Raw genomic sequence first — 16,748 nt, forward strand, 5'->3', positions numbered from 1 at the left:
TTTTTGCCACGCATTTAAAACAATTTTATGATGGAACGCTTGCTAGAAAACGCGATGTACGCCTCCCGCTGGTTGCTCGCACCGGTTTATTTCGGCCTTTCACTGGCCCTGGTCGCCCTGTCGATCAAATTTTTTCAGGAGATCCTGCACGTCCTGCCCAACATTTTTTCTGTCGCGGAAGCCGATCTGATCCTGACCCTGCTGTCGCTGGTCGATATGGCGCTGGTGGGCGGGTTGTTGGTGATGGTGATGTTCTCCGGGTATGAAAACTTCGTCTCGCAGCTGGATATCACCGAAGGGAAAGAAAAACTGAGCTGGCTGGGCAAAATGGACGCCACCTCGCTGAAAAACAAAGTCGCCGCGTCTATCGTCGCCATTTCCTCCATTCACCTGCTGCGGGTGTTTATGGACGCCAAGAACGTGCCGGACAACAAGCTGATGTGGTATGTGATCATCCACCTTACCTTTGTGCTGTCCGCCTTCGTGATGGGCTACCTGGATAAAGTGACCCGCTCCAAGCACTAAAACGTACTGCCACACCCGGTCGTCATGATCGGGTGCCTCCCTCACGCGCCCTTCTTCGCCTGTTTCCCCGCCGTCGTTTTTTTCATCTGGCACATCTGATGATAATTTTATTATAATGTTATTACACTCATTATGGACTGAACGCCGGCCCTTGCACCGGTTTCGCCGCAGACAGGATCACGCTCTCTCATGCCATTGACTGGTCACCCCCTGCAATTCAACGATATTCAGGCGATTTTGCCTCATCGTTATCCCTGCCTGTTGGTCGATCGCGTGCTTCCCGCCGGCACCTGCATTGCCGAAGGGAGGCTGAGCGCCATCAAGAACATCACCGCCAATGAGCCGACGTTCTGGAACGGCCACGCGCACTTCGCCGGTTTTCCCGGCGTGCTGTTGGTGGAAGCGCTGGCGCAAAGCACCGGACTGCTGGCGCATTACTATCTCGGGGCGCTAAACGAGGGGGAGCATTACTATTTTGCGGCCATTCAGCGTGCGCGGTTTTATCGCGCCGCCCGCCCCGGCGACCAGGTGCTGATGGAGGTGGCCTTTGTGCGCCGCCGCGGGGCGATCGCCCGCTTTACCGGCCGCGCCAGCATCGATGGCCAGCGCATTTGCACCGCCGATTTCATGTGCGCCCGTAAATAGGCCGCTTGCCGAAGGAGCCCTGCGAATACCATGTCTCTGGTTGACAGCTTACTCAAAACCCTTGATTTCTCTCCGCGCGGCCAGGTGATCGCTCGCGAAACCGACGCCTGGGGCGAAATCATCGTTTCCGACCACAAGGACTACCGCACGCTGCGGTTTGACGGCATCTGCGAACAGAGCAAGATGAGCCTCAGCAACCCCGCGCAGCCGATCCACAACTACATCAAAGCGATGCTGATGGCGGTGGCCTGGCAGCCGCCGGCCTCGGCGTTGATTTTGGGGTTGGGCGGCGGCAGCTTGCTGCGTGCGCTGCACGCGCTCGATCCGGCGATGCGCCTCGACGTCGTCGAGCTGCGCGCTGCGGTGATCGCCGTCGCACGCCGCTATTTTACGCTGCCGGCCACCGACACCATCAGCCTGCGCACCGCCGACGCCATGGACTTTGTGCGCCCGCCCGCCGAGACGCGTTACGATCTGATCTTCTCCGATCTCTATTCGGCGTTCGCCATGGATCCGCAGCAAGGCACCCAGACATTCCTGGAAAACTGCGCCGCGCGGCTGAACGACGGGGGCTGGCTGGTGCTGAATTACCACGATCTGCCCGACGAAAACAGCCTGCTGTACCACAGCCTGCACCGGATATTCGGCACCGTATTGTTTTGCGTCGCCCCCAGCGGCAACGTGATCATTTACGCCACGCCGGCCCAGGTGACATTGCCGCTGAGCGCGCTGCGCAACCTGGCCGCCGGCAGCGGCGAGCTGTTCAACTGCGAACTCGGCTACCTGTCACGCAAAATAGAGCGGCTGCATTTCCGCTAAAGACGAGCGGCGACGCGGTCTGGCTGGCCGCTTCGCCCACGTGGTATTATCATTCAGTTATCATTCTCTGGAGGATCCTGATGGAAAAGAAAACGGCGCGGCTAACGGTGCTGATTGACCCGGACAAGAAGAAAGCTCTGGAAGAACTGTGCCTACAGCAGGACGTCACTCCTTCCCAGGTGGTACGCCAGCTGATCCGCGATTATCTGCACAAGCATCAGGTTGACTATCCCAGCCAGCCGACTCACGCCAATCCACGCGTCGAAAGCAATTGAGCGGCTGCCTGTTCCGCCTACTGTGAAGCGCGCGTTGCTCCTGCGCGCGTCCCTAATCCGAATCCTCCGTTACGGTCTGTCCATTCTGCAATATCGCTGCTACTGTTTGCGTTCATACTCTCTCTTCGGAAAGGAAGCGCCATGTTCAGCCATATTACCGTCGGCGTCAGCGATCTGGACGCCGCCGCCGCCTTCTACGACGCCATTCTGTTGCCGCTGGGATTACAGCGGCGGGAAGTGACGCCGGACGGCGGTCCCGCTGCCCGCTGCTGGGTGAAGCCGGGCCAAACGCTGCCGCGTTTCTATGCTTACCAACCCTTCGACAGGCAGCCAGCCAGCGCTGGCAACGGCAGCATGCTGGCCTTTCTCGCCGCCGATGAGCTGGAGGTTAAACGCGCCTACGCTGCTGGCCTGCTGGCGGGCGGCAGCAGTGAAGGTGAGCCCGGCGAACGCGCGCATTACGGCAAGGGCTATTACGGCGCTTACCTGCGCGACCCCGACGGCAACAAGGTCCATGTGGTGTACCGGGGAGATCTCGCCTGATGAAATGTTCGGTTTATATCGCCACCAGCGTAGACGGATTCATCGCCGGCGCGGACGGCGACATCGACTGGCTGCTGCGCCCCGAGTACGCGGTTTCGTTGCTAAACGGCCTGAGTTATGAGGCATTTATCGCCGACATCGACGCACTGGTAATGGGGCGCCATACCTATGAAAAAGTCCGCGCCTTTCCCGAATGGCCCTATGGTGACCTGCCGGTGGTGGTGCTGTCGACGCAGCCGCCCTCGCCGCACGAGACAGGCCACGTTCGCTGGATGAATGGCGAACCGGCGGCCATCGTGGCACAGTTGGCCGAGCAAGGCTGCGGTCACCTGTATATCGACGGCGGCCAGACCGTACAGCGTTTCTTGCAGGCCGGATTGATCGACGAACTGACGATTACCCGCGTGCCGCTGCTGCTGGGTGGCGGCATTCCCTTGTTCGGCGCCGATGGCCCGGAGCAGCGCCTGCGCCTGCTCGCCGTCACCCAGTCGGACAATGGTTTCGTGCAAGAACGCTACGCGGTTCAGCGCGCATCGTAACGCAGCATCCGTCGGCGGCCGCCGAAGGCGATGAGCAACGCAGCCAGCGCCAACAGCGCCGCCACGCCGTAAGTCACCCGCATGCCGTCAACCGCGGCCGCCGCCGCAGTACCCGCCACCTGCTGCGAAGCCAGATAAAACAGCGCCCCCATCGCCGAAGCGCCGGTGATCGCCCCGAGATTGCGCGCCAGGTTCACCATGCCGGCGATCAGCCCGCGCCGTTCAGGAAACAGATCCTTCATCAGCATGGTGTTGTTGGCCACCTGAAACAGCGCATAGCCGGCGGTCAGCAGCGCGATGGGGGCGATATAGCCGAGCACGCCCCAGCGGTTAAGCAACGACAGCAATGCCGCCCCGGCGGCCACCGCCGCCAGCCCAAACTGGGCGATGCGCTGCGAGCCAAAACGATCCACCAGATAACCGGCCGGTATGCCGGTCAGGATCGCCACCGCCGGCCCCGCCGACATCACCAGCCCGACCTGCGCAGCGCTTAACCCCAGCGCGCGTGACAGATAGAACGGCCCGACCACCAGCGTGGCGGTCATCACCGTCATCACCAGCGCGCTGGCCGCCAGCCCCGCCGTCAGGGCCGGATGGCGGAACAGCGTCGGCGCCAACAGCGGCGATACGGCGCGGCGTTCCACACCGATGAACAGCGCCCCCGCCAACAGCGCCCCCAGCATCAACGCCAGGTTGAGCGCGCCAAAATTGCCGCGCCCAAGGGTCATCGCCAGTGAATAGCAGAGCAATGCGCCGCCCAGCAGCAGCGTACCGGCGCGATCGAACGGTTCCGGGGGCGCTGCCGCGCGCGGCCCATTCGGCAAGTATCGCCAGGCGAGCCACAGCGCCAGCAGCCCCAGCGGCAGGTTGATCAGGAACATCGCCCGCCAGCCGAAACCGACGATCAGCGCGCCGCCCAACGACGGCCCCAGCGCGGTGCCCACGGCCGACATAGTGCCGAGCAGCCCCATCGCGCGGCCGATTTTTTCCGTGCCCAGCGCCTCGCCCGCCAGCGCCATGGCGATTGACATCATGACTGCGCCCCCCAGCCCCTGCGCCAGGCGCGCCGCCAGCAGCAGCCAAAGCTGCGGAGCCAACGCACAAGCCAACGAAGCGGCGGTAAACAGCGCGATGCCCGCCAGCAGCAGGCGGCGGCGATTGAGGCTGTCGCCCAAGCGGCCGATGCCGATGATGCAGGTGGTGACGGCCAGCAAATAACAGAGCAATACCCACTGCACCGCTTGGAACGAGGCATGGAACGCGGTGGCGAGCGCCGGCAGCCCGACATTGGCGATGCTGATGCCGAGCGATGACAGCAGCATGCTCAAAGACAGTGCGGCCAGTATGCCGCGGACGCCCTGCGGCGAAGGATGGGATAACATGATAAGCACTCCTGACATAGACTGAGGATTAGCCTATGTCAGGAGGTAGGATGGCGGAAGACGCACGGCGTGCACTGTATCCATGCGCCTGACGCCTTATCTGACGCGAGCCGTTACCAGGCGGCGATTTCCGCCTCGGTGAGCGGCAACGGCTGAGTCACACCGGTTTCCGCCGCCAGGGTGGCCGCCTCCAGCACCGCCATTACCGCCAGCGCCTGCGGTGCGGTAACCGGATTGCTGCCGGCGCCGCGCAGCGCGTCGCGCACCTGGACGTAATATTGACGCTGGTCGCCATCCGGCGTCGGCAGCGTACGCACCGGCTCCGTGCCGATAAACAGGCTCATCGCATCGTCGTCTTTGCCCCACTCCGCCGAGCCCGGCGTCACGCCAGCCAGCAGTTGGCTCTCCTGCCCGTCGGCGCGCGCTTTGACCACGCTGCCTTTCTCGCCGTGCACGGTAAAGCGTGAGACGCCGCCCGCCACCAGCATGCTGCCGTGCAGGATCACGCGGTGCGTCGGGTAGTTGAGCACCACGTGGGCCCAGTCGTTAATCTGCGCGTTGGGGCGCAGCGTAGCGATGTTGGCCTGCACGCTGTGCGGTAAACCGAACAGCTGCAGCGCCTGATCGACCATGTGTGGCCCCAGATCAAACCACAGCCCGCTGCCCGGCAGGTTCTGCTCGCGCCAGCGCACCCGCACTTCTGGGCGGTAACGATCGATGTGCGACTCAAAGTGCGTCACCTTGCCGATCAGCCCCTGTTCGATCACCTGCTTCACGCCCAGGAAATCGCTGTCCCAGCGGCGGTTCTGGAATACCGACAACAGGCGATCGTGTTTTTCCGCCGCCGCAATCAGCGTACGCGCCTGCGCCAAATCCAGCGTAAACGGCTTATCCACCACCACGTGCTTGCCCGCCTCCAGTGCGGCCAGCGCCAGCGGCGCATGGGTGTCGTTCGGCGATGCGATCACCACCAAATCCACCTCCGGCCGGCGGATGGCCTCCAGCGGATCGGCGATCACCTGCACGTGCGGCAGATCGGCATGCACCTTGGCGGCATCGCGCGAAGCCACCACGCTCAGTTCCAGCCCCGGCACCGCGTTAATCAGCGGCGCGTGAAACGCCTTGCCGACAAAGCCGTAGCCAATCAGCGCCACCTGCAACGGTCGAGCAGTATCGTTCATCAGTGTTCTCCTCTAGCGGTCGTCGGCGACGACACAAAGTTCAATCAATGATTGTTCGTCCAGGTTGTCCCACGGGCGATCGGTAAACAGACGTTGGATCTGCGCCAGATCCGCAACGTGATGCGGCTCGCAGCGGTCCAGTTTCATATGGTCGGCCACCAGCCAGCGCTCGCCGCTGTTGGCCAACATGGCGCGTTTGACCTCTGCATCGGCCTCTTCGCCGGCGCTCAGTCCCAGCTGGGGATGCACCGCACAGGCGCCCAGCAAGGCGATGTCCGCGCGGTAGCGCGCCAGCAACGCCAGCGTGGCGCTGCCGGCAAATAGCCGCTGACGCACATCCCACTGGCCGCCAAGCAGGATCAGGTTAATCTCCGGCCTGTCGCTCAGGCACTGCGCGATATCCAGCGAAGCGGTGATCACCGTCGCCGGGCCGCGCAACGCCTGCGCCACCGCCAACAGCGTACTGCCCGCATCCAGCATCAGGGTGCTGCCGGGCGGGATCTGCGCAGCCACCGCGCGGCCGAGCCGCTGCTTGATCTGCGGCAACAGCGCCGCGCGCGCCTGACGTGGCATGCCGGACGGTTCGAGCGCGATCGCCCCGCCGTGATTTTTCTGCGCCAACCCTTGCCGCTCGAGATCGGCCAGATCGCGGCGCACGGTATCGACCGAAACGCCGATGGCGCCGGCCAATTCCGCCACCGCCGCCTGCCCGCGTTCGCTGAGCAAATCCAGTAAATGGCGCTGTCGTGCCGCTTTGTGCATGGGCTTATTCCGCCGTAAAAAGCATAAAACAGCAATATACAGCAGATAACAGCAATGGAGAAGCCGCAATTGTGCGCACCGGCGATCAAACATCTTTTCGCCTGTGGGACGATGATGATGAAGACATAACGCATAACAATCCGGAGAAACGCATGAACATCGATCTGACGTTTGAACACCTGAACGCACGCGCCGTGCAATACAATGCCCGCGCTTCGGTGGAGGATTTTGACGCCTGCATGGCGGAATACGCCGCGCTGGCCCAGCGCGCCAAGGCCCAGACGCCGGGCATTTACGATCTGCACTACGGCATGAGCGCCGCCGAGCGCCTCGACCTGTTCCCGGCCAGCGCACAACCCGCCCCGCTGCTGATCTTTATTCATGGCGGCTATTGGCATTCACAGCGCAAAGAGGAAGCCTGTTCGATGGCCGCCGCGTTTGCTCGCCGCGGCGTGGCGGTCGCCACGCTGGAATACACGCTGGCGCCGGAAGCGACGCTCGCGGAGATCGTACATGAGGTGCGCAGCGCCGTCGCCTGGCTCTATCATCACGGGGCACCCTTCGGCATCGATCCGGCGCGCATTTTCGTCAGCGGCAGTTCGGCCGGCGGTCACCTGTGCGGCATGCTGATCGCCGACGGTTGGCAGCAACGCTATCGCCTGCCGCCCGACGCGATCAAAGGCGCGCTGGCGCTGAGCGGCCTCTACGATCTGCGCCCGCTGTGCGATATCTACATCAACGACTGGTTGCACCTGACGCCCGAGCAGGCGCAAACCCTCAGCCCGCTGTTTTTACTGCCGGCGAAAGACCATGCGCCGCAGATCCTGCTCGACGTCGGCCAGCGGGAAACGCAAGGTTTCAAAAACCAGACGCAGGCCTATTATGACGCTTGCCGGGCGCATGGCCTCGACGTCCAGCTGCTGGCCGACCGTCACTGCAATCACTTTACGCTGGTCAACGAGCTGGCGGATGCGGAAAGCGCGATGTTCCGGCAGGTGATGGCGATGATCGACGCAACGCAACGGTAGCCTGCCGCTGCAACCGCAGCCTGGCGGCGATCGTAATCACCGCCAGCGCGGCGAACAAGGCTCCGCACAGCAGGCTGCCCTGTAGCCCCCACGCGGTAATAAACCCGCCGCCCGCCAGCGAGCCCAGCGCCACGCCCAGATTGATAAAGGCGATATACAGCCCGGTGGCGAACGCCGGCGCTTGCGGGGCTTCGGCGGTCAGCCAAATCTGCGTGACAATCAAACCGCTGGTGTGCGCCGCTCCCCAATACAGGCAAAGCGCCGTCATCGAGCCAATATTCACGCTGCCATAGCGATACAGCAGCGCATAAGCCGCAATCAAGGCTATCGGATGCAGCAGCACCGTCACCGCACGATGGCGGCTCAGCCATCTGCCGGCCAACAGGTTGCCCACGACACCGCCCACACCGAACGCCACCAGAAGAAAGCCGATGACGCCGCCGCTGAGACCGATTTCGCGGCTGAGGTACTCGGCCGCGTAAGCATAGACGGCAAACATGGCGGCAAAGATCAGCACGCAGGTAGTGATATTCAGCCACAGCGTACCGCTGCGCAGTATCGCCAACTGTTTGCCATAGCTGAGGCGCTGTACGGCCGCATCAGGCAAACGCCACAGCAATCCCAGCGCCGCCAGAAGGTTCACCCAGGCACAGAACCTGAACGACGCTTCATAGCTGAACTGTCCGGCGATCCATTGCGTCAGCGGTATCCCCAGCACCATGCCCATGCTGGTGCCGATGAACGCATAAGCGGTTGCTTTGGTAGCTTGATGCGGCGGATAAAGCGCCGCGGCCGCCACCATGGCCAGTGAAAAATAGATCGGATGAAACAACGCCGGCACAATGCGCAGCAGCATGAGCATGGAGAAGCTGTCCACCTGTGCGGACAGCGCGCTGGCCGCCGCAAACACGGTCAACGCGATCAACAACATGCGTTTGCGATTGAACCGCGACGCCAACAGCACCAACAGCGGCCCGAGCAGCGCAATGGTCAGGGCGAAGATCCCGACCAGCCAGCCGGCCTGCGCCGTGGAGATGCCATACCGTGCAATGATCAGCGGCAAAATTCCCACCACGCCGAACTCGATGCAGTAAACGCCGAACAGCCCCAGCGCGAGGAAGAAAATCGGTGGCATCAGACCCATCACCTCGCTCCCGTCGCGGCATAAACCGCCTGACAAATCTCGCCGACAAAGGCGCCGGACATCCCCTCCAGCGCCGTGTTGGTAAACGCCACTACGCTGAGCTGCCGGACTGGATCGACGAACCACGAGTGGCCATAGGTGCCCCCCATCCGCCAGCTGCCTACGGACTCCGGCGTTTGTGCGGCGACGGGATCTTTCAGCACGGTGATGCCCAGGCCAAACCCGCGCCCTGGCCAAAACGGCATCGTTAAATCGCCGATTTGGTTGGTGGTCAGCGCCGTCACCCACTCGGTTGGCAGTACCGGCTTTCCTCCCTGGCGCAACGCTTCCAGCAAGCGCAGGAAATCCTCGGCCGATCCGACCATACCGGCGCCGCCTGAAGCGTAAGCCTGCGGATCCAAGGCTCGCGCCGGCGACAGAAGAAAACCGGCGCTGCCATCGATGAACGGTAAACGATCCGGTTGGCGCAGGCGGCGTGGCCCACCGGGATGGTCGGCGTAAGCGGCCGCCAGGCGCGCGGCGTCCACCGCCAGGAAGTCGGTATCCGTCATCGCCAGCGGCCCGGTCACCCATTTTTTTACTGCCTGCGCCAGCGGCAGGCCGCTCGCCTGTTCAATAACCGCGCCCAACACATCGGTGGCGATAGAATAGCGCCACGCCGCGCCGGGCGGAGCCAGCAAAGGGGCGCAGGCAATACGCCGCATGTTTTCCTGCAGGCTGACGGACGCGTCATCCATACCGTCGGAGACCGCCGACTGAGCGTAGAATCCCCCTTCCGGCTGGAAAAATCGGTAGCTTAATCCGGCGGTGTGGGTCATCAAATGCCATAACGTCATCAACGGTTGGGTGCCATCCGCCAGTCGCGGACGAAAATTCGGTAGCCAACGCGTGATCGGATCGTCTAACCGCACGGCGCCTTGCGCCATCAACGCCAGCGCCGCCGTGGACACGATCGGTTTGGACACCGAGGCCAGACGAAACAGCGTATTGAGCGCCATCGGCCAGCCGGCTTCGCGATCCGCCATGCCCGCCGCGCGTCGATAAACGATTTCACCGCCCTGCGCCACCAAAACGACCACACCAACCAATCGTTTTTCGCGTAAGGCTTTCTCTATCGCGCCGTCAATCGCGTTGGCGGTGGATCCGTATTCATTCATCTTTATTACCCCAGGTAGTCAGCCCATGCTGTCGCCACCGAGCATAGGGCGTGGCGATTAACGAAAAAACAGGCTAGATTTCCTTTCATAGCGGACACTCACGTCCGTAATGGGGCAAGCAATGGATAATCTGTCTGGGGTGAGCGTCTTTGTGCAGACCGCGGAGACGCTGAGTTTCGTTGAGGCCGGGCGCGTGCTCGGCATTTCCGCTTCCGCGGTGGGGAAAAGCATCGCCCGCCTGGAAAACCGGCTGGGCACGCGCCTGTTTCACCGCAGCACGCGCAGCATGACCCTGACCGCCGAAGGCCGGCTGTTTCTGCACCGTTGCCAGCGCATTCTGGAGGAATTGGCTGCGGCGGAACGGGAAATCAGCGATACGCACAGCGCGCCGCGCGGCAAGCTGCGTGTCAGTTTGCCGCTGGTGGGCGGCCTGCTGAATCCGGTGCTGGCGGAATTTGTTCGGCGTTACCCGGAGATTGAGCTGGAAACCGATTTTTCCGACCGTCGAGTCGCGGTGATTGAAGAAGGGTTCGATGCGGTGATCCGCGTGGGCGATACCGAGGACTCTCGCTTAATGAGCCGCCAACTGGGCACGTTTCACCTACAGCTAGTGGCGGCGCCGGACTATCTGCGCCGGGCGGGAATACCCCGCCAGCCGGCAGAACTGCGCGATCACGCCTGCCTGTTATACAGATTCCCCACCACCGGCAAAGTCGAGACCTGGCCGGTGGCGGGCGGAGATAAACTGCTCGACGAAGGCCTGGGCAAGCGCACGGTATGCAACACCGTCGATACGCTGATTTACCTGGCGGAACAGGGCCTGGGCATCGCCTGCCTGCCCGATTTCGCGGTGCGGGAGGCGCTGGAGCAGCAGCGGCTCCAACCCGTGCTTGGCGACCAATGCCGACACAGTGGCAGTCTCAAAATCCTCTGGCCTTCAAGCAAACATCTTACACCGCGTCTCAGGGCATTTATCGACATCATGAGCGTTCGCCTTTTCTCAGCCTAAGTCCTCTACCGTGTTAGAACAAATTCAGCTTTGTTTTGCACAAAAATAGCTAAAGCGCAGCCTGCCGCGCCTGCCAGCAGCCCTGACGGCGGCGCAGTGCCGTCGTGATATTCCATTCAGCGATATAGAAGCGCCGTTCGTTCTTTCGGGACAAAGAAAACCGCCACACAATACCTTTCACCCCGCACTCGTGCATAACCATCTATAAATTCAGGTGTTAACGCCTTGTCATTATCGATAACCGCCCAATTCGCTCATCTGATATTGAACAGCCAGCCGGATCAAACCGCCCTGTCAGCCGCTCGCCGCGGCGTGAAAGATTACTTCGCCTGCGCATTGCCGATTGCCCGCGGGGCGTTGAGCGATGCCGGTCTGGCAGCGATCGGCACGACGTTTCCGCCGACCAGCAGTGAGAACCGTGCACTGCGCTATGGCTATGTCAGCCACTCGTTGGACTTCGATGATTACCATCCTGCGCTGCGTGGCCATCCTAGCACCGTAGTGCTCTCCGCCCTGCTGGCGCTGAACGGTGAGAGTGACAATGTCACTGAGCTGTTAACCGCCTATATCATCGGTGTAGAGGCCGCGGGCCGGCTGGGATTGGCCGCTGGCACGCAACATTACGTGCTGGGTTTTCACAGCACCGCCACCCTGGGCGCGGTCGCCGCCTGCGCCGCCGTGGCGCGTTATCTGCAGCTTGACCAGCGGCAAACGCAAATTGCTCTCGGCCTGGCGGCCACCCAGGCGGCGGGCCTGCGCAGCCAGTTCGGTTCGGCGGCCAAACCGCTGCACGCAGGGCTGGCGGCACGCAACGCGGTCAATGCCGCCCTGCTGGCTCAGGCCGGTTTCATCGGCCAACCGGAGGGCGTGCTGGACAGCCTGCTGACTTCCCACGGCGACGGCCGGCAAAAACCGGAATGCCTGACCGCCGACTGGGGCACGCCCTGGCGCATCCTGCAACCAGGGCTGGAGTTCAAGCGGTATCCGACCTGCGGTGGCACTCACAGCGCGGCCGAGGCGGCGCTCGCCCTGCGCGCGCGGCTGCTGGAACAAGGCGACGCCCTTGCGGAGATCGCACTGGTTGAGGTCAGTTTTCCGCCCGGCGCAGATACCGCACCCTATATTCGCCAGCCGGCCACCGGTGTGGAAGCGCGCTTTAGCCTCGAATACGTCATAGCCGATGCGCTATACCACGGCGAGGTCCCGCTGACGCATTACGGCGAACAGCCGGTCGATGCGGCTATCGCCGCCCTGGCGGCAAAAGTTGAGCGCCATGTCGATCCCGCAGCCCCGCCGGACGCGCTCGATCCGGAGATGCGCTTCCATCGCCTGACCCTGACGCTGCAGGACGGAAGGCAAATAAGTGACGTGGTCACAAGAAAGCAAACCGCCGCCCGGCCGACAGACCTCGACGCCAAGCTGCACGCCATTCTGCAGCTGCTTCCGGGCCTCGAAGGCGAAAGCGTTATCCGCGACTGCGCCCTCATGTCCCCTGGCGCGCTGCCGCGACTGATTGCATTGTTAAATTAATAATAAAACAGGAATAATTATGAGTACTTCACCTTTAACACCATCGCGCCAACTCCGTCTCGGCCTGTTCGTTCAGGCGCTGGGACACCACATCGGAGGATGGCGCGCACAAGGCGCCAGCGGTTCACCGACCGATATCGACTGGTTCACCTGGATCGCAAAAAAAGCCGAAGAAGGCACCTTCGATATGTTCTTCGTCGGCGACGCGTTGGCAACCAGCGTGCACCGCCTGCCCTCGACGATGTCACGCCTGGAGCCGCTGACGCTGCTGGCGGCGCTGGCGGTTAACACCCGCCATATCGGGCTGGCGGCGACCGCCTCCACCACTTTCGATCAACCTTTCCACCTGGCACGCGCCATGGCCTCCATCGACCATATCAGCCACGGCCGCGCCGCCTGGAACGTGGTGACCTCTTTCTCCAGCGATGCGGCGCGCAATTTCAGTCGTGAAGACCTGCCGTCGCACGCCGAACGCTATGAAGTGGCGCGGGAATTCCTCGAGGCCAGCTACAAACTGTGGGACGGCTGGGAAAAAGACGCCATCGTGCGCGATAAGCAAAATGGCGTATACGCTATCGACGAGAAAATCCACGCCGCCAACCATAAGGGCAAGCATTTCTCGGTGCAGGGCCCGCTGAATATTTCCCGCTCGCCGCAGGGGCGGCCAGTGATCATTGAGGCCGGCTCTTCCCCGGCCGGCCAACAGCTGGCGGCGGAAACCGCCGAAGTGGTGTTCACCGCCGCCGCCAGCCTGGAAGAAGGACAAGCTTTCTACCGCAGCCAGAAAAAATACGTGGCCGACGCCGGCCGCAACCCGGACCACCTGCTGATCCTGCCAGGTGTGATGCCGATTGTCGGCCGTACCAAAGAAGAAGCACAGGAAACCTGGTATCAGCTGAATCAACTGGTGGATATCGATAACGGCATTGAGCAGCTGTCGGCGCGCTTTGGCTTCGATTTGAGCGATTACCCGCTGGACGGCCCGGTGCCGAACGTGGGCGCCACCGAAGGCGGCCAAAGCCGCGTGAAACTGCTGACCGATCTGGCCGCGCGGGAAAACCTGACGCTGCGCGAGCTGGCGGCCGTCGCGGCCGGTTCGCGTGGCCACCGCGTGGTGGTAGGCACCGCCGCAGAGATCGCCGACGACTTCCAGCTGTGGCTGGAACAGCAAGGCGCAGACGGCTTCAACATCATGCCGGCGGTGTTGCCCAACCAACTGGAACTGTTCGTCGAGCTGGTGATCCCGGAGCTGCGCCGCCGTGGCCTGTTCCGTGAAGAGTATCAGCATGCAACCCTGCGTGAAAACCTGGGCCTGCCGGAACCGGCAATCAACTTCGCTAACGTAAAATCGGCTTAATCCGCAGGGAAATCATGATGAAAACCACATTCAAACGCACCGTACTGTCCCTGCTGTTGGCTTCCTCCACGCTGGCGCCGTTGGCCGCCGGTCATGCCGCTGAAGGCGATGTTCCCTTCAAGGCGGCGGTGAAAGCTGCCGCCGATCCGGCGCTGCACGACAGCCTGCCTGACGCTATCAAAAAGGCCGGCTATATCGTTGCCGGCACCAACCCGAACACCCCGCCGACCACCTTTTACCAGGCGGACAACAAAACGCTGGCCGGGCGTGAAATCGACGTGATGAGCGCAATTGCCGATCGCCTGGGCGTGGCGATCCACTGGAAGGACACCGGCGGTTTCGACAACATCATCCCCGGCCTGAAGTCCGGCCGTTATGACGTCGCGCTGGCCAACATTGACGCCAACAAAAAGCGCTTCCAGCAGGTGGACTTCGTCGGCTATTACAACGCTTCCAAACTGGCCTTGATCGCCCGCAAAGACGCTGCGCTTGGCCCTTACACCGAGCTGGCCCAGCTGTGCGGCCAGACCGTCGGCGCCGGCGCAGGTACCTCGCAAATCACCCGCCTGCAGCAGGCCAGCGATCAATGCGTCGCCGCCGGCAAGCCGGCCATCACCATGCCGATCTTCCCGGACCGTCCGGCCGGGGTGCAGGCGGTGATCAGCGGCCGCGTGCCGATGTTTTTCGGCCCGTATGAAGGGCTGCGCTACCAGGCCACCCACGTCAAACCGCTGACGCTGGCCGGTGATATCAACATCGACGGTACCACGGTGGCCATCGCACTGCCGAAAGGCTCCGAACTGGTGAAACCGGTGCAGGCGGCGCTAAATTCGCTGATCGCCGACGGCAGCTACCAGAAAATCCTCGACGGCTGGGATATCGGTTTTGGTGCCGTGAAAACCGCCGGCATCAATGAAGAGATCGCAAAATGAGTGGGCAATACCCTGTCGACGACGCGGAACTGAGCATCGTTGGCCATCGGCATTACGGGCGCTGGCTCAGCGCCCTGGTTGTGCTGCTGATCGTCGGCGTTATCGTCAATTCCATGCTGCACAACCCGCGCTTTGAATGGTCGGTGGTGGCGGAAAATCTTACCGAGGCGTCCATCCTCAACGGCGTGCTCATGACGCTGAAGCTGACGGTGATTTCGGTGGTGTTTGGCTTCGCCGGCGGCGTGCTGCTGGCGCTGATGCGCCTGTCGGCCAATCCGGTATTGGTGGCGGTAAGCTGGTTCTACACCTGGTTCTTCCGTGCAGTGCCGATGCTGGTGCAGCTGTTCCTGTGGTACAACATCGCCGCGCTTTATCCCCGCATCAGCTTGTGGATCCCGTTTCTGGGCGAAGTCGCCAGCGCACCGACCAATACCCTTATCAGCACCTTCAGCGCCGCGGTGATTGCGCTGGTGATGCATCAGTCGGCCTATGCGGCGGAGATCGTGCGTGCAGGCATCCAAAGCGTCGGCAGCGGCCAGTTGGAAGCCGCCAAAGCACTGGGCTACCGTCGTGGGCAAATCCTGTGGCGCGTGGTATTGCCGCAGGCGATGCGCACCATCCTGCCGCCGGCGGGCAATGAGGTGATCGGGCAGTTGAAAACCACCGCGGTGGTGTCGGTGATTGCCCTGCAGGACGTGCTGTATTCGGCGCAGATCATTTACCAACGCACCTACGAGGTCATCCCGCTGCTGCTGGTCGCCACCCTGTGGTATCTGGCCATGACTTCGATTCTGTCGATTGGTCAATACTACGTGGAGCGCTATTTTGGCCGCGGCACGCAGGCAACGCGCAGCGGCCGGTTCTTCCTCAACCGCAAAGCCCCTCAGGGAGGTGAACAATGAGCGCATCTATCCACATCAACCGGGTGCGGAAATCCTTTTCCGGCACCGACGTGTTGAAAAACATCAGCCTGACCATTCCGGCAGGTTCGGTAACGGTGATCCTCGGCCCTTCCGGCTCCGGAAAATCCACCCTGTTGCGCTGCATCAACCACCTGGAAAAGCTGGACGGCGGCACCATTCGTGTTGGCGAACAGCTGATCGGCTATCGCCAAAAAGGCCGGCATCTGTACGAGCTGAAAGAAGCCGAGGTGGCCGAACAGCGTAAAAGCATTGGCATGGTATTTCAGCAGTTCAACTTGTTTGCACACCGCACCGTGTTGCAAAACGTCAGCGACGCGCCGCTGCGGGTGAAAAAGGAAAAAAAAGCCGAGGTGCAGGAACGGGCGAAACAGCTGCTGACCCGCGTCGGGCTGGAACATCGCATCAACGCCTGGCCGCGTGAACTGTCCGGCGGCCAGCAGCAGCGCGTCGCCATCGCCCGCGCGCTGGCAATGAACCCACAGGTGTTGCTGTTTGATGAACCGACCTCCGCCCTCGATCCTGAATTGGTTGGCGAAGTGCTGCAGGTGATGAAAGACTTGGCGCATTCGGGCATGACCATGGTGGTGGTCACGCACGAAATCGGCTTCGCACGCGAAGTGGCCGACCAGATTGTCTTTATGGATCAGGGAAAGGTGGTTGAAACGGGCAGCGTGCAGCAGGTTCTGGATGCGCCGGGACATGAGAGGACGCGCAACTTCCTGGCGACGGTATTGTAACCCTCCGTCAGGGGGCGTTGCGTCCCCTGACGTTCAAATTCAGCCGTTATTTTTTCTGCCGATAGCGGAAAAGACGTTGAACACTTCACCCAGGCCGTAAATCGCGCCGAGCAAGACGGCCACCATTACCGGCACCAGGACCACCACGGTGGCCAAGCTTTCAATCATTTCTAACATCGTTCTCTCCTGGTTTATAAGCACAGCGAATCTACGCCGGAAGAAAAGGTTTCCGGCCAATCGATCGATTATCGTGGGGAGGC

Annotated in this window: 19 protein-coding genes; 13 read left to right on the forward strand and 6 right to left on the reverse strand. The window is 62.0% G+C overall.

The window, feature by feature from the left end; genetic code table 11:
- The first annotated feature begins 30 nt into the window (after window positions 1–30).
- From N6G83_RS05970 to N6G83_RS05995, 6 genes are all read left to right on the forward strand, one after another.
- Window positions 31–525 (forward strand): TIGR00645 family protein, encoded by a 495-nt coding sequence (locus tag N6G83_RS05970; protein ID WP_025302805.1) that lies wholly within the window; start codon window positions 31–33, stop codon window positions 523–525.
- Window positions 526–714: 189 nt separating this feature from the next.
- Entirely contained in the window at window positions 715–1,170 is a 456-nt protein-coding gene (fabZ, locus tag N6G83_RS05975; RefSeq protein ID WP_025302804.1) for a 3-hydroxyacyl-ACP dehydratase FabZ, read from the forward strand.
- 30 nt (window positions 1,171–1,200) lie between these two features.
- The gene (locus tag N6G83_RS05980; RefSeq protein ID WP_049204011.1) at window positions 1,201–1,989 is read left to right on the forward strand and encodes a spermidine synthase; all 789 of its coding nucleotides are present in this window, start codon (window positions 1,201–1,203) and stop codon (window positions 1,987–1,989) included.
- Between the two features lie 80 nt (window positions 1,990–2,069).
- Window positions 2,070–2,264, forward strand: coding sequence for a ribbon-helix-helix protein, CopG family (locus N6G83_RS05985; RefSeq protein WP_004928567.1), 195 nt, complete (start codon window positions 2,070–2,072; stop codon window positions 2,262–2,264).
- Between the two features lie 141 nt (window positions 2,265–2,405).
- The gene (locus tag N6G83_RS05990) at window positions 2,406–2,807 is read left to right on the forward strand and encodes a VOC family protein (RefSeq protein ID WP_025302802.1); all 402 of its coding nucleotides are present in this window, start codon (window positions 2,406–2,408) and stop codon (window positions 2,805–2,807) included.
- Window positions 2,807–3,346 (forward strand): dihydrofolate reductase family protein, encoded by a 540-nt coding sequence (locus tag N6G83_RS05995; protein WP_170311432.1) that lies wholly within the window; start codon window positions 2,807–2,809, stop codon window positions 3,344–3,346. Before N6G83_RS05990 ends, N6G83_RS05995 begins: the two co-directional genes overlap by 1 nt.
- Here N6G83_RS05995 and N6G83_RS06000 read toward each other — a convergent pair.
- From N6G83_RS06000 to N6G83_RS06010, 3 genes are all read right to left on the reverse strand, one after another.
- Window positions 3,331–4,728, reverse strand: coding sequence for an MFS transporter (locus N6G83_RS06000; protein ID WP_049204010.1), 1,398 nt, complete (start codon window positions 4,726–4,728; stop codon window positions 3,331–3,333). The genes N6G83_RS05995 and N6G83_RS06000 overlap by 16 nt on opposite strands.
- A 113-nt stretch (window positions 4,729–4,841) precedes the next feature.
- Complete coding sequence (locus tag N6G83_RS06005; protein ID WP_025302799.1) at window positions 4,842–5,909, reverse strand: oxidoreductase; 1,068 nt, start codon at window positions 5,907–5,909, stop codon at window positions 4,842–4,844.
- A gap of 12 nt (window positions 5,910–5,921) precedes the next feature.
- A complete protein-coding gene (locus tag N6G83_RS06010) occupies window positions 5,922–6,671 on the reverse strand; it encodes a DeoR/GlpR family DNA-binding transcription regulator (protein WP_025302798.1) in 750 nt (249 codons plus the stop codon).
- Window positions 6,672–6,823: 152 nt separating this feature from the next.
- Between N6G83_RS06010 and N6G83_RS06015 the strand changes: the two genes are divergently transcribed.
- Window positions 6,824–7,699, forward strand: a complete 876-nt coding sequence (locus N6G83_RS06015; protein ID WP_197821857.1) for an alpha/beta hydrolase — start codon at window positions 6,824–6,826, stop codon at window positions 7,697–7,699.
- Here N6G83_RS06015 and N6G83_RS06020 read toward each other — a convergent pair.
- Together N6G83_RS06020 and N6G83_RS06025 are read right to left on the reverse strand one after the other, a co-directional pair.
- Window positions 7,626–8,843: an MFS transporter gene (locus tag N6G83_RS06020; protein WP_260514889.1), complete on the reverse strand. Its 1,218-nt coding sequence runs from the start codon at window positions 8,841–8,843 to the stop codon at window positions 7,626–7,628. The two genes, N6G83_RS06015 and N6G83_RS06020, sit on opposite strands and share 74 nt — an antisense overlap.
- Entirely contained in the window at window positions 8,843–10,000 is a 1,158-nt protein-coding gene (locus N6G83_RS06025; protein ID WP_260514890.1) for a serine hydrolase domain-containing protein, read from the reverse strand. The genes N6G83_RS06020 and N6G83_RS06025 overlap by 1 nt, the downstream gene beginning before the upstream one ends.
- Window positions 10,001–10,121: 121 nt before the next feature.
- On the opposite strand from N6G83_RS06025, the gene N6G83_RS06030 reads away from it, so the two are divergent.
- From N6G83_RS06030 to N6G83_RS06055, 6 genes are all read left to right on the forward strand, one after another.
- Window positions 10,122–11,009: a LysR family transcriptional regulator gene (locus N6G83_RS06030; protein ID WP_060433031.1), complete on the forward strand. Its 888-nt coding sequence runs from the start codon at window positions 10,122–10,124 to the stop codon at window positions 11,007–11,009.
- 225 nt (window positions 11,010–11,234) lie between these two features.
- Entirely contained in the window at window positions 11,235–12,539 is a 1,305-nt protein-coding gene (locus tag N6G83_RS06035; RefSeq protein ID WP_260514891.1) for an MmgE/PrpD family protein, read from the forward strand.
- 19 nt (window positions 12,540–12,558) lie between these two features.
- A complete protein-coding gene (locus N6G83_RS06040; RefSeq protein WP_060447190.1) occupies window positions 12,559–13,896 on the forward strand; it encodes an LLM class flavin-dependent oxidoreductase in 1,338 nt (445 codons plus the stop codon).
- Window positions 13,897–13,913: 17 nt separating this feature from the next.
- On the forward strand, window positions 13,914–14,828 hold the full coding sequence (locus tag N6G83_RS06045; RefSeq protein ID WP_089180889.1) for an ABC transporter substrate-binding protein: 915 nt from the start codon (window positions 13,914–13,916) through the stop codon (window positions 14,826–14,828).
- Window positions 14,825–15,730 carry an amino acid ABC transporter permease gene (locus N6G83_RS06050; protein WP_025302790.1) on the forward strand — a complete coding sequence of 302 codons (906 nt, stop codon included), beginning with the start codon at window positions 14,825–14,827 and terminating at the stop codon, window positions 15,728–15,730. Before N6G83_RS06045 ends, N6G83_RS06050 begins: the two co-directional genes overlap by 4 nt.
- On the forward strand, window positions 15,727–16,488 hold the full coding sequence (locus N6G83_RS06055; RefSeq protein ID WP_025302789.1) for an amino acid ABC transporter ATP-binding protein: 762 nt from the start codon (window positions 15,727–15,729) through the stop codon (window positions 16,486–16,488). Before N6G83_RS06050 ends, N6G83_RS06055 begins: the two co-directional genes overlap by 4 nt.
- Window positions 16,489–16,527: 39 nt before the next feature.
- Here the strand turns inward: N6G83_RS06055 and N6G83_RS06060 are convergent, their stop codons facing one another.
- A complete protein-coding gene (locus tag N6G83_RS06060) occupies window positions 16,528–16,665 on the reverse strand; it encodes an AcrZ family multidrug efflux pump-associated protein (RefSeq protein WP_016927779.1) in 138 nt (45 codons plus the stop codon).
- Window positions 16,666–16,748: the final 83 nt, after the last annotated feature.

The organism is Serratia sp. PL7 (assembly GCF_945957435.1).

What these genes read in the sequence shown, in the direction of transcription:
- N6G83_RS05980 (WP_049204011.1), top strand. Translation starts at nt 1,201, where the DNA reads ATGTCTCTGGTTGACAGCTTACTCAAAACCCTTGATTTCTCTCCGCGC.
- N6G83_RS06060 (WP_016927779.1), bottom strand. Translation starts at nt 16,665, where the DNA reads ATGTTAGAAATGATTGAAAGCTTGGCCACCGTGGTGGTCCTGGTGCCG.
- N6G83_RS05970 (WP_025302805.1), top strand. Translation starts at nt 31, where the DNA reads ATGGAACGCTTGCTAGAAAACGCGATGTACGCCTCCCGCTGGTTGCTC.
- N6G83_RS06005 (WP_025302799.1), bottom strand. Translation starts at nt 5,909, where the DNA reads ATGAACGATACTGCTCGACCGTTGCAGGTGGCGCTGATTGGCTACGGC.
- fabZ (WP_025302804.1), top strand. Translation starts at nt 715, where the DNA reads ATGCCATTGACTGGTCACCCCCTGCAATTCAACGATATTCAGGCGATT.
- N6G83_RS06010 (WP_025302798.1), bottom strand. Translation starts at nt 6,671, where the DNA reads ATGCACAAAGCGGCACGACAGCGCCATTTACTGGATTTGCTCAGCGAA.
- N6G83_RS06045 (WP_089180889.1), top strand. Translation starts at nt 13,914, where the DNA reads ATGAAAACCACATTCAAACGCACCGTACTGTCCCTGCTGTTGGCTTCC.
- N6G83_RS06030 (WP_060433031.1), top strand. Translation starts at nt 10,122, where the DNA reads ATGGATAATCTGTCTGGGGTGAGCGTCTTTGTGCAGACCGCGGAGACG.
- N6G83_RS06000 (WP_049204010.1), bottom strand. Translation starts at nt 4,728, where the DNA reads ATGTTATCCCATCCTTCGCCGCAGGGCGTCCGCGGCATACTGGCCGCA.
- N6G83_RS05995 (WP_170311432.1), top strand. Translation starts at nt 2,807, where the DNA reads ATGAAATGTTCGGTTTATATCGCCACCAGCGTAGACGGATTCATCGCC.
- N6G83_RS06015 (WP_197821857.1), top strand. Translation starts at nt 6,824, where the DNA reads ATGAACATCGATCTGACGTTTGAACACCTGAACGCACGCGCCGTGCAA.
- N6G83_RS05990 (WP_025302802.1), top strand. Translation starts at nt 2,406, where the DNA reads ATGTTCAGCCATATTACCGTCGGCGTCAGCGATCTGGACGCCGCCGCC.
- N6G83_RS06055 (WP_025302789.1), top strand. Translation starts at nt 15,727, where the DNA reads ATGAGCGCATCTATCCACATCAACCGGGTGCGGAAATCCTTTTCCGGC.
- N6G83_RS06020 (WP_260514889.1), bottom strand. Translation starts at nt 8,843, where the DNA reads ATGGGTCTGATGCCACCGATTTTCTTCCTCGCGCTGGGGCTGTTCGGC.
- N6G83_RS06040 (WP_060447190.1), top strand. Translation starts at nt 12,559, where the DNA reads ATGAGTACTTCACCTTTAACACCATCGCGCCAACTCCGTCTCGGCCTG.
- N6G83_RS06025 (WP_260514890.1), bottom strand. Translation starts at nt 10,000, where the DNA reads ATGAATGAATACGGATCCACCGCCAACGCGATTGACGGCGCGATAGAG.
- N6G83_RS05985 (WP_004928567.1), top strand. Translation starts at nt 2,070, where the DNA reads ATGGAAAAGAAAACGGCGCGGCTAACGGTGCTGATTGACCCGGACAAG.
- N6G83_RS06050 (WP_025302790.1), top strand. Translation starts at nt 14,825, where the DNA reads ATGAGTGGGCAATACCCTGTCGACGACGCGGAACTGAGCATCGTTGGC.